This is a genomic window from Pseudoalteromonas sp. SG43-4, assembly GCF_014164325.1.
GTDB classification, from domain to species: Bacteria; Pseudomonadota; Gammaproteobacteria; order Enterobacterales; family Alteromonadaceae; genus Pseudoalteromonas; species Pseudoalteromonas distincta.
Genome location: NZ_JACJFB010000002.1, coordinates 267,366 through 278,708, shown reverse-complemented (window position 1 = coordinate 278,708; position 11,343 = coordinate 267,366). Strand labels below are relative to the sequence as shown.

14 protein-coding genes and 1 tRNA gene are annotated in these 11,343 nt (G+C 37.7%); 5 read left to right on the top strand and 10 right to left on the bottom strand.

Annotated elements, in window-relative coordinates; genetic code table 11:
• Positions 1 to 46: 46 nt before the first annotated feature.
• Entirely contained in the window at positions 47 to 2,236 is a 2,190-nt protein-coding gene (locus H5160_RS03265; protein WP_182736739.1) for an EAL domain-containing protein, read from the bottom strand.
• A gap of 111 nt (positions 2,237 to 2,347) precedes the next feature.
• Between H5160_RS03265 and H5160_RS03260 the strand changes: the two genes are divergently transcribed.
• Together H5160_RS03260 and H5160_RS03255 are read left to right on the top strand one after the other, a co-directional pair.
• Positions 2,348 to 2,929, top strand: coding sequence for an SRPBCC family protein (locus H5160_RS03260; RefSeq protein ID WP_182736738.1), 582 nt, complete (start codon positions 2,348 to 2,350; stop codon positions 2,927 to 2,929).
• Positions 2,898 to 3,785, top strand: coding sequence for a TIGR03899 family protein (locus tag H5160_RS03255; RefSeq protein WP_182723909.1), 888 nt, complete (start codon positions 2,898 to 2,900; stop codon positions 3,783 to 3,785). Before H5160_RS03260 ends, H5160_RS03255 begins: the two co-directional genes overlap by 32 nt.
• A 33-nt stretch (positions 3,786 to 3,818) precedes the next feature.
• Here the strand turns inward: H5160_RS03255 and H5160_RS03250 are convergent, their stop codons facing one another.
• The 8 genes from H5160_RS03250 to H5160_RS03215 form a co-directional block, all read right to left on the bottom strand.
• Entirely contained in the window at positions 3,819 to 4,589 is a 771-nt protein-coding gene (locus H5160_RS03250; RefSeq protein ID WP_002957929.1) for a TIGR04219 family outer membrane beta-barrel protein, read from the bottom strand.
• Between the two features lie 3 nt (positions 4,590 to 4,592).
• Positions 4,593 to 5,579, bottom strand: coding sequence for a DUF2333 family protein (locus H5160_RS03245; RefSeq protein ID WP_024603343.1), 987 nt, complete (start codon positions 5,577 to 5,579; stop codon positions 4,593 to 4,595).
• Between the two features lie 8 nt (positions 5,580 to 5,587).
• Positions 5,588 to 6,097 (bottom strand): copper chaperone PCu(A)C, encoded by a 510-nt coding sequence (locus H5160_RS03240; protein WP_404936229.1) that lies wholly within the window; start codon positions 6,095 to 6,097, stop codon positions 5,588 to 5,590.
• A 79-nt stretch (positions 6,098 to 6,176) separates the two neighbouring features.
• Positions 6,177 to 6,503 carry a hypothetical protein gene (locus H5160_RS03235; RefSeq protein WP_002957925.1) on the bottom strand — a complete coding sequence of 109 codons (327 nt, stop codon included), beginning with the start codon at positions 6,501 to 6,503 and terminating at the stop codon, positions 6,177 to 6,179.
• Positions 6,504 to 6,675: 172 nt separating this feature from the next.
• A complete protein-coding gene (locus H5160_RS03230) occupies positions 6,676 to 6,882 on the bottom strand; it encodes a PspC domain-containing protein (RefSeq protein ID WP_002957924.1) in 207 nt (68 codons plus the stop codon).
• 9 nt (positions 6,883 to 6,891) lie between these two features.
• Positions 6,892 to 7,572 (bottom strand): PspA/IM30 family protein, encoded by a 681-nt coding sequence (locus tag H5160_RS03225; RefSeq protein ID WP_182736736.1) that lies wholly within the window; start codon positions 7,570 to 7,572, stop codon positions 6,892 to 6,894.
• Positions 7,573 to 7,816: 244 nt separating this feature from the next.
• The gene (gene dusA, locus H5160_RS03220) at positions 7,817 to 8,749 is read right to left on the bottom strand and encodes a tRNA dihydrouridine(20/20a) synthase DusA (RefSeq protein WP_231619678.1); all 933 of its coding nucleotides are present in this window, start codon (positions 8,747 to 8,749) and stop codon (positions 7,817 to 7,819) included.
• Between the two features lie 123 nt (positions 8,750 to 8,872).
• Positions 8,873 to 9,493: a MarC family protein gene (locus H5160_RS03215; protein WP_002957920.1), complete on the bottom strand. Its 621-nt coding sequence runs from the start codon at positions 9,491 to 9,493 to the stop codon at positions 8,873 to 8,875.
• 95 nt (positions 9,494 to 9,588) lie between these two features.
• Between H5160_RS03215 and H5160_RS03210 the strand changes: the two genes are divergently transcribed.
• The 3 genes from H5160_RS03210 to H5160_RS03200 all read left to right on the top strand — a co-directional run bounded on the left by H5160_RS03210 (position 9,589) and on the right by H5160_RS03200 (position 10,994).
• A complete protein-coding gene (locus H5160_RS03210) occupies positions 9,589 to 10,026 on the top strand; it encodes a transcriptional repressor (protein WP_002957918.1) in 438 nt (145 codons plus the stop codon).
• A 75-nt stretch (positions 10,027 to 10,101) separates the two neighbouring features.
• On the top strand, positions 10,102 to 10,569 hold the full coding sequence (locus H5160_RS03205) for a chemotaxis protein CheX (RefSeq protein WP_007580265.1): 468 nt from the start codon (positions 10,102 to 10,104) through the stop codon (positions 10,567 to 10,569).
• On the top strand, positions 10,566 to 10,994 hold the full coding sequence (locus tag H5160_RS03200; protein ID WP_024589772.1) for a secondary thiamine-phosphate synthase enzyme YjbQ: 429 nt from the start codon (positions 10,566 to 10,568) through the stop codon (positions 10,992 to 10,994). The genes H5160_RS03205 and H5160_RS03200 overlap by 4 nt, the downstream gene beginning before the upstream one ends.
• A gap of 234 nt (positions 10,995 to 11,228) precedes the next feature.
• Here the strand turns inward: H5160_RS03200 and H5160_RS03195 are convergent.
• Positions 11,229 to 11,304: transfer RNA gene (locus tag H5160_RS03195), tRNA-Gly, on the bottom strand.
• Between the last annotated feature and the right edge of the window lie 39 nt (positions 11,305 to 11,343).

Sequence of the window (11,343 nt, the reverse complement as noted above, 5' to 3'; positions counted from 1 at the left end):
TTAAATTCTAAATCGTTCATTAGCTTAAATAATAAGTTAATCTTTTTTAGCGTTTATTTATAAATTCTATCAATTCATGCTCAGGCATGGGTTTAGCATACATAAAACCTTGTACCTCATCACAGCCTAAGTTTTTTAAGAACTGAGCTTGTTCTTGTGTTTCAACGCCTTCAGCAATCGTTTTTAAACCCAACTTAGCACCAAGAGAAATAACTAAGGCAGCAATAGCGCCAGTGTCATCATTTGGCAGATCCTTAATAAATGCACGATCTATTTTCAACCTATCCAAGGGTAAACTTTGTATATAACTAAGCGATGAAAAGCCAGTCCCAAAGTCATCAATAGCAACCTCAATCCCTAACTCTTGAAGCTCTCTAAGTGTATTAATAACAGTTTCGAGTTCATCCATTACTACGCTTTCTGTGACTTCTAACTCTATGTTTTTTGGCTTAACACCATATTTTAATAATGTATTTTTAACGTTTTGAGCATAACCTTTTACTTTAAACTGCGGAACAGACACATTAACCGCAATACAAATTTCGGTACCCATATTTTCTAGGCGCTTTTGTTGTTGGCAAGCTTGCTCTAAAACCCACTGCCCTATATCAACAATCAAGCCCGCATCTTCTGCAAGTGGAACAAATACCGCTGGCGATATATATGATCCATTACCGGTGGGCCACCTAAGTAATGCCTCACACCCAATTAAAGACAAGTCATCTAATGAAAGTTGAGGTTGATACCATACCTCTAACTTGTTTCGAGCAAAATCATGGCGTAATTGCCTAATAATTCCTATGCGCCAAGCCATTTTATCTTGCATGTCGATATTGTAATAAACGCCTTCTTTATGCTTTGCTTTTTTAGCTTGGTCAAGTGCAATATAAGCAACTTTAAGTGTATCAATCCCGCTACTTTGAAAGTCTTGCTGTTGGCATAAACCCAATCTAAAATCGATAGGCAATGTATGCTCTTCTGCGCAAAATGGAACACCTAACTGCTCATTCAATTTTTTTAAGTCGAGTTCATCACGGCGAATAATAAAACCAAAAACATCAGCACCAATACGAGATAGTAACTTAGCTGTTGGGTAGTTTTCTTTTAACCTTTGCACAATGCCAATTAATACTTTATTGCCGACCTCTTGCCCTAAGCCATTATTAATATCTGCAAAATTAACTATATCAAGTAGTACAAATACATAATCATTCACGTGCGGCTTTTGATAACGCTCTACCCGTTCAATAAAATTGGTACGATTTGAAATACCTGTAAGCACATCTTTATAAGCTGCATCTCTTAACTTTACAAACAGCCTTATATTATCGAGGGCAACACTCACATTTGTTAAGAAGATTTCAGCAAACTGCAATTGTGCTTGCAAAGGAACATGGTCACATTCTATATATAAAGCCGCTTTTCTATGCTTACTTTTTAATACAAATGTTGCACTTGAGTCTGTATGTTGATGCTTTGATAAATCAAAACACAACTCAACTTGTTTAAATACTTTGCTATCAACATTAATTAATTTTTCACCAAAGTAGTCTTCGTAATGCCCACAACCACCTAATACTTGAATAAAGTCATCGCCGTCTAATTTGCTGCACACAAGCCCTCGAGGTGAACACTTTAAAATAATACTCATGTGCTTGATGATTTCTTTGCATAGTTGCTTAATATCAGTAAGCCCTAAAATAGACTTTGATGCAGAAACAATCGTGTTCATTGCATCACTTTGATATTCAAGCTGGCATACCTGCTCGTAAGAGCGAATAGCGGTTATGAGCGATGTTACTAATTTAGAGCGAGTGAGTTCTGTTTTAGTTTTATAATCATTTATATCGTACTCACGTATTACTTTTTCTTCTGGTATATTACCAGCTTGCCCTGTTCTTAAAATAATTCTCACATGTTGATTATTTAATTCGTCACGCACCCTTTTTACAACCTGCAAGCCAGCATCGTCAGTTTCCATAATAACGTCTAAAAAAATAACTGAAATATCGTTATTTTCAGCTAAAATCTCTATTGCTTCAGCTCCCGAATAGGCATCATGAAATCGCAAGCCTGCCCCCAAAAACTCAACCCCAGACAAAGCTAACTTTGTTACAGAGTGGATCTCAGGTTCGTCATCAACAATTAAAATATCCCAAAACTTAGTCGGCTCAATTACTGCATCATCTTCATAGTCTTGTTCAAAAAATAAAAAATCGTTTTGATCTGACGACATTCGCTCTCCTAGGTAGCAATTTATAAATTATTTTTGGTTTATAATCTAATTCATACTATAGTCGATTAATAAAAAGTTGTTGTATTTCAACTCAAAAAACTAATAAAAGGTGTGCTTATTAAACCATTAAAAATATTGATCAAAGGCGTACTGTTATTGCTATTGGTATTAGTACTGGTAGGGCTAATACTTCCTCAAAGTTATAGTGTAAATAAAACAATAGAAATCAATGCAAATATTGACGCAGTAAAACCGCTTATTACTGACTTTAATCAATGGCAAAAATGGTCTCCATGGGAAAAAGTAGACCCCAGTATACGTTTTACCTTGGGCGAACCTAGCTCTGGCCTAGGTGCTCATCAGTCTTGGAAAGGAAAATGGGGGTATGGTGAAATGATCATAACTTCGGTGAATCAAAATAAGGTCAGCTTTAATATACTTTTAAATGCTGAGCATATTATTAGGGGGACTTTTAATTTTAGTGAGCAAAACGGTACCGTCACTTTAATATGTAAGATTAACGGACAAACAACCGCCCCTTTAATATCGGGTTACACCGCAATTTTGAGCGAATATGTGCTCCGTAATACAGTTTCAATGGGGTTAAATAACCTTAAAACTGTTGCTCAGCTTAGTCATTCACAAAGGACAATACACAGCCATGCCAGTCAAGACAGCACAAGCGAGAATTAACCTTGCTAACATTATCGAATCCTTACTTGGTTACCCTATAACAAAAATAGGCAGTAACGGAATACTGCCTACCCCCGAACAAAATTACGATACTAAAGGCCAAGTTAAACCGCTTTATCATATCAACAGTGAAAACTCTGTTTTAGCTCGTGCCCAAAAGCGCCAAGATTTACTACTAATAAAACAACAACAAAATATAGAGTCAATTTTAGCAATGGCTATGGGGTTTTGCCCCGATGTAGCAAGTACTAAACAACCTGATGCTGACTGGGTAGAGCATTTTATCGCACTGTGCGAAGATACTTCAAATGCGTCAATGCAAACTTTATGGGCCAAAATTTTAACGGGAGAAACACTCAACCCTGGTACGTTTTCAATTAAAAGCCTGCAAACGTTAAAGCATATGACACAGCGAGAAGCTGACTCTTTGCAAAAATGTGTATCGCTCTCAGGCTATAACGAAAAAGACGACAGCCACTTTATTTTACTCGGCTTTTACAAAAAACCGTCATTGTTTGATTTGCTACGAAAAGGCAATAAAGTGTCTCTAAATTTAGGAAAAACAGGTATTAGTTTTCCTGATATTTTAACACTTATGGATCTTAATTTACTGTATAGAAAAGAAATTGAATCTGCAGTGCTTAAAGCGGGGCAAGAACTTACCCTTTCATTTTTATCGCAAAAAGTAACGTTAAAAGCAAAAAGCAGTGATTTGGTATTAAGCTATTATAAATTCACGCAAACAGGTGATGAGTTATCTAAACTCATTAATTTTCCTGTAAATAAAATTTATAAGCAGTTAATTAATAATGCGCTGGAGGGAGAGTTTGATTTAGCGTGGCACGCAATAAAATAATATGCCACGCTTTGTTTAATTAGAAAATACTAATTAAAAGTGAACCTGAATACCCGCAAATGGGCCTGATGCATCAATATCAGTAGTAATATCATCTACATCATCAAGTTCTAATACCATAGAGCGGTAACCTGCTTTAACAGCAACATCTACTGCTAGGTTATCAATAAGTTCCCACGCTACGCCTACTTGGTAATCTTGTACTTTGCTATCGTCAATAGCCAAAAAGCTACCTTCAAAAAATACACTTAAACCAGTAAATGGTAAGCCTGCTTCGGCACGGCCATATGCAAGAGGAACAAAACCAGAGAAGTCTTTTGTTTCGGTAAAGTTAGTACCACCATTTTGAGTAGTACCATTTACAACAATATCACCATCAAACTGCTTAGCATTTAAACCTAAGTCAATTGAGATTAAATCGTTATCAAAAATCTCATAATAAAAAATGTAATCGATGTGTGTTAAATCACTTACAGTATTTACCGTAGAGCCTACAACATAATCAGAGCCATTAAAGCTAAATGTATCTGTAAGTAGCGCAGAACCATTTAACTCAAGCTCGGTATACTTTAATTTAATATTTGGAACTAATGGTACAGGGTGCTCAAGTGCCGCGTAGTAACTTACAAAAGTCTCATCTTCAAAATTAAAATCTTGAGATGCATTATTTTTATAAGAAAATTGACCATCGTTATCTGACTTCCACCCATCAACACCTACGTATAAACCTAGTAGAGTGTCAGCTTGCGCTGCTGGTGCTAAACATGCCATTGAAAGGGCTGCTGCTAAACAATACTTTTTCATTTTTTATCCTTGAGCTAGTAGTTCGCTGAGTTCGATTAAAGCCGCATTGGCTCTAGAAATATAATTTGCCATAACTAAAGAATGGTTTGCCACATAGCCAAAACCATTGCCGTTTAAAATAAGTGGGCTCCATACTGTTTCTTGAGTCGCCTCAAGTTCACGTATGATTTGTTGTAAGCTTACACGTGCATTTTTCTTTTCAAGCACGTCATTAAAGTCATACTCTATCGCTTGTAAAAAATGCAGTAACGCCCAAGTAGCACCGCGCGACTCGTAAAACACATCGTCAATTTCTAACCACGGTGTTCTTACTTGCTGCTGCAGTGGCGCAAGAGTTGCTTGTTTATTAGATGAATTACCCGCTAAATCGGTGTTCACTTTTTCTTGGCCTACACTGGCACTTAAACGTTGGCTTAAGCTACCTAAACGTTTCTCAGCTTCTTTAAGCCAACTACGTAAGTTATCTGCTCGTGCGTAAAATTGGCTATCGCGCTCATGCTCATTAGCAATTTGTCCACGATATACCATTAAGTAGTCAATACCTTTTTGGTACTCACCTTCGGCACTTGGCCATGCCCATGCCTCAGAGCTTATATTAAACTGCGGCTGCGCCTTTTTAAGGGCTTCATGTTCCGTTGATTGTGATTGAGAACGGCTAAAATCTTTTCGCATAGAAAGCGATAAATCACGTACCATTTCTAGTGCGCCATATTCCCACGCTGGCATATCATCCATAATAATACTTGGTGGTATTACATCATTTGATAAGTAGCCACCCGGTTTATCTAGTAAGGTATTGGCTACCGTAATTAATGTAGAAGTAGTTACATAACCCGTTACTATTTTTTCATTACGAAGCTGCGCTTGCTCTTTCGCGTTTGCAACAACGTCAAAACGTGAAGGTTCTGTGCTCCAATAAACAGCAATTGCGTAAAAAATGATAAGCAGTAAAACAATTATTCCTGCTATTTTTCCTTTATGTTGCGACATGTGTACTCCTAATGATGAGCGTGTTGAGTAGATGGTTTTGACTGCTTAGCTTGCGCCTCAAGCGACACGACTTGAGCATTAGTAAATAAGCGATTACCGTCACTAAAATATAGTGTGAGTTTACGTTCTTGTCCTACTTTTAATAGCTCTTGTGGTTCAAATGCCATTAAATGATAACCGCCAGGCTTAAAGCTGACACTTTCGTGCGCCTTAATTTCAACCGATTCAACTTGTTGCATTTTCATCATGCCGTCTACATGTGAATGCTCGTGTATTTCAACACGCCCTAAGCCATCAATAGTTGCCTTAGTTAAAGTTGCTGCGGCTCCACTGTGATTAATAAGGGTTAAATAACCTACAGTTGAAGTACTGCCAGGTAAAAACTCTCTAACTTGCGCGTTAGTTACTTCGAGCACAGCCACATCAGAACCATGATCGTGTCCTGAGTGCGCCGCCAACGATGACGAAAAAAAACTAAATATTAATGCAGAAGCCATCGAAAAACATAGTTTCGTCATCATTATTATCCTTATGAAAACTTTAAATTACAGGCTAAATTTAACATAGTTAACCTATAATAGTCAGTCAAATTAAGGATTAAGAGGCTACTTTTTTGTTATCGGCAACAAGCCAACACAACACTGCAACAAATAGTAACGGCCATGCAATCATTATAGATCCGAATAAAAGCGCTAAAACAGTCCCTGCTAATGCCACTACACCGGCACCAACTAATCCCATAGTAATTAAAGCCACTACCGCAACTACAGCAATAATTGCGGCCAAAGCACCTACAAGCTCGAGCCCAGCCCAACTAATGTCAGCAATCCATAACGGCAACTGCCAAGAATCAATCTGCACAAACGTTATTAAATCAGTAAACAGTAATAAATAGATAATTACACATACTGCCAAAGCTTTCATAGTAATTCTCCTTATACCAACCGGCTTATACATGAGGTCTATTTAACGATAAGAAAATTGCGCTATAACTAGGCAAAAATTTTTATACTTAGCTGTTCTAAATTAAAATTTTTAACAACGTTATAGGGTGATTTAATTCGTTAAATTGTTCAAATATTTATGCCTGTTGGTATTAATACTCTTTATTTTCAAGACAGCAATGCGCTATAAAATAGCCAAGTGCAACTGCAAACGGAAAACTCAAAAACAATAAAATAGTAACTACGCGTGTTGCCCATACCGGAAAGTCCAATCTATGGGCTAAACCACTACAAACACCCGATATTTTTTTATTCAGAGTATCTTTATACCAACCTTGTTGACGATTAAAGCTGTTCATAGCAATCTCCTAAGCAGTGTGTTTTAAATTAGTATTTAAGTTCGCCTTTAAGCGAGCCAGTTCAGCATCAATTTTTTCATTTTTAACTAACGACTCAATTTGGGCACTGGTAGAACTTGCTGTATCAGTCAGCTCATAAGCCTCTACTTGAGCTTCAATACCTTCAACACGCTGCTCTATTTGTTCAAAACGAGACAACGCATGAGCTACTTTATCGCTTTGTAGTTGCGTACTGATTCGCCCTCTAGCAATAGCAACATTATGGCGTTGCATTAACTGAGCTTGCTTAGTTTTAGCCATAGCCATTTTTTGCTGCAAGCGCTCACAATCAGACTTAATTTTTGCAATAGACTCTTGCAATGTTTCTAGTTGAGTTTGCTTATTTTCAATGCTTTCGTTAACGCGTTGCTTCTCAAGTAAAGCTGATTTAGCAAGGTCATCACTGCCCTTCTCAACCGCACGTTCTGCTTTCATTTGCCAAGCTGCTAATTCTGTTTTTTTAGTATCAATTTGGCGATTAATTACTTTCTCTTCACACAATAAAGCGGCTGCTGTACTACGACACTCATTCAATGCATCTTGCATCTCGGTAAGCATTAGGTTTAAAAGTTTTTCTGGATCTTCTGCTTTATCAAGCATGGCGATAATGTTTGATTGAATTACATCATTTACGCGGTTAAATATTCCCATGGTATTCTCCTGTTGATTTTTAATTAATTTCAACAAGAAGATTCCAAGAGTTGTGCCAAGTTCATCAAAAAGAAAATAAAGCATTTAAAATCATAATGGTAAATAACAAACACTCTAAATTTTAGTGACTTTAAGCTGAACAACATAGAGTGGAATTGGCCAATAAATTATGATTTTGACTAATTTTTAGGATTAAAAAAGCCACTCGAAAGTGGCTTAAATTTAGAATTTTTAAAGCTTAGTTTTATTCTGGTACAAAGCTTAATGCTTTATCCATTACCGATAAATCAGCTTGCTTACCGTGACCACTTTCAGAAAGGTGGCGTCTAAAACCTCGCGCACCAGGCTGCCCCTGAAAAATACCGAGCATGTGACGTGCAATATGCCAAAAATTAGCACCCAAACGCATTTCTTCTTCAATGTAGTCATACATTGAACGCACTACGTCGTGGCGTGACTGCGTGTTTGCAGAATCACCATAAATTTTTTCATCAACGTCATTGAGCATAAATGGGTTACTATAAGCCTCACGCCCAATCATTACACCATCAATATGTTGCAAATGTTCTAGGCTCTGCTCAATTGTTTTAACACCGCCATTTAGGCTTAAGTCTAGCTGCGGATAATCTTTTTTAAGTTGATAAACACGTGGATAATCAAGTGGTGGAACTTCACGATTTTCTTTCGGGCTTAAACCATTAAGCCATGCTTTACGAGCATGAATAATAAAATCATCACACCCTACTTTATGAGACGCTTCAATAAGCGCACATAAAAACTCATACGAATCTTGCTCATCAATACCAATACGCGTTTTAACGGTAACAGGAATGCTTACTTCGTTTTTCATTGCTGCTACGCACTCAGCAACTAATTGAGGTTCAGCCATTAAACATGCGCCAAATCGGCCATTTTGAACTCTGTCTGACGGGCAACCTACATTTAAATTTATTTCGTCATAACCACGCTCACCTGCAAGTTTTGCACATTGCGCAAGCGCTTTAGGATCAGAGCCACCAAGTTGCAGCGCAACTGGGCCTTCGTGTTTATTAAAATGTAAGTAGTCGCCTCGACCAAATAAAATAGCCCCTGTGGTTATCATTTCAGTATAAAGCACAGTATGTTTAGTCATTTTGCGATGAAAAGTACGACAATGGCGATCAGTCCAATCAAGCATGGGGGCCACAGAAAAGCGTCTATCCAAAGTACATTTATTCAAAGCAAACCTCAGGGTATTAAAGTTATTAAGCACAGCTTAAAAGGCGCTGCATTTTACACAAAAGCCTAGCGAGCATCAATGTTAAGAGAAAACCTGCAAGCCAAAATAATGGGCTATGCCATTTAAAATATTGGTAACCGCAACCGAGCTTAAAATAAGCCCCATAATTCTACTTATTATACTTGCACCACTATCACCAATTAATTTATGTACATGTGTTGCAAGCAGTAACAAAACCAGTACAACCGCTAATACAGCAAGCATCATCGAAGACGTTAGTAACTGCTCAACCCAGGTATATTCTTCATTACGAGTCATTAATACGGCGCCTAACATAGCGCCAGGGCTCGCGATAGAGGGAATCGCAAGCGGAAAAATAGCGGTTTCAGTGCTGTCGCGTACACTTTTAATTTCGGCTTCTGGTTTACTTTCACCAAATATCATTGAGAGCGCAAAAATAAGTAATATGATACCGCCGGCTATTTGAAAAGCCGAAAGCGGAATTTCAATTGCGTTAAGTAATTGCTCACCTGCAAGTACAAAAAATAAGAGCACTAATGCAGATACGCCTACCGCTTTATATATAACTTTGCGTTTAAATTTCTCATCATCACCACGTGTGACTGCAATAAATACAGGTACAGTACCAATGGGGTCAATAACCGCAAAAAAGAAAATAAATATAGCTAATAGTTCGTGCATTACTGGGTTTCCTAGGTAAAAAGCGCTTAATAAAAACGCTGCAACTACAACACAGTATGTTAGTATATCACGGTAGCATAAGGATAAGAGTAATGATGAATATAGAATCACTCGTAAGTAAAGCAAAACAAGTTTGTGACAACCGTGGTGCGCGTTTTACGCCTATCCGCGAGAAAGTATTTCGCCTATTAGCCAGCGCACAAGGTGGTGTTGGTGCATACGATTTGCTTGAGCAATTAAAAATAACTGAAACGGGTGCTAAACCTGCAACTATTTATCGTGCATTAGACTTTTTAGCTGAGCTAGGTTTTATTCATAAAATTGAAAGCACAAATGCATTTATGCTGTGTCATCATTTTGATCATATACACCCAGTACAATTGTTAATTTGCGATACCTGTGGTTTTGTCAAAGAGTTACACTCGAGTGTAATTTCGCATGAGCTAAATAATTTAGCTGCCGAAGGTGGGTTTGTTGTATCAGGGCAGACAATAGAAGCACATGGTAAATGTGAATCTTGCAGAGCATCATAATCCTTCAAAGTTATCCTTAGTGACTATACTCAAACTATATAGTCATTTCACAGAACAAATTTAAGAGTAGCCACTATGAATGTAGAATTCATCAATCCCTTTTTATCTTCTTTAATTAATGTTTTGAGCACTATGGCTCAAACTCAATTGAAGCCAGGTAAACCTCGCATTAAAACTGATGAGATAGCCTGTGGTGATGTATCAGGTTTGATTGGCATGGTTGGCCCGCAAACGCGAGGATCATTTTCAATTACATTTGATGAAGGATTAGCATTGACCATCATGGAGCGTATGCTTGGCGAACGCCCTGATACCATAGATGAAGAAGTTACTGATATGGTTGGCGAAATAACCAACATGGTAACAGGTGGTGCTAAAAATTTACTTGGCGAGAAAGGCTTCGACTTTGATATGGCAACGCCTATTGTGGTATCGGGTAAGGGTCATACAATTACTCACAAAAGCCAAGGTAAAAAAATCATCATGCCATTTAGCTGTGATGCTGGTAATGCAAACATTGAAGTTAGTTTCGATAAATTATGAGTTGGCAGCAAAAGCAAATTACATTAAAGCCTCGCCCGCGAGGTTTTCATATAATCGATGACGAAATATTGTCTCAGCTTCCTGAACTGGCGAGTTACAAAATAGGCTTGTTACATTTATTTATTCAGCATACCTCAGCGAGCCTTACAATAAATGAAAATGCAGACCCCACTGTTCGTATGGACATGGAGAGCCATTTCAATAAATTCGTTCCTGAGCGTCAACCTTATTATCGCCACGATTATGAAGGTGACGACGACATGCCTGCACACATAAAAACCAGTACGTTAGGCTGCGAGTTAAGTATTCCTATTTCAAATGGTTATTTAGCGTTAGGTACATGGCAAGGTATTTATTTAGGTGAACATCGCGATTCTGGTGGCTCTAGACGAGTTATAGCAACTATTCAGGGGGAGCTATTTTAATAAAAGCTCTCGGTTTCAAAGTATTGACTCCTCTGTACCTCACTCATACCTCATAACTTCAAAGTACAACAGCTTTATTGTAGGCGCATAGCTCGCGCGAGAAACCATAGCTTCTAACAACCAAAACTTTAATGCTGAATATTGCACAAAGAATAAAGTAGATAAGAGAGATTTTAAATTATAATTTTATTTATGATTTTTAATACAAAGGATTTTGAAAGGATATAAAAAGATTGGAGCGGTACACGAGGCTCGAACTCGTGACCTCGACCTTGGCAAGGTCGCGCTCTACCAACTGAGCTAGTACCGCATAACTAAATTTACTATCACTACAATTTCTTTTGGTTAG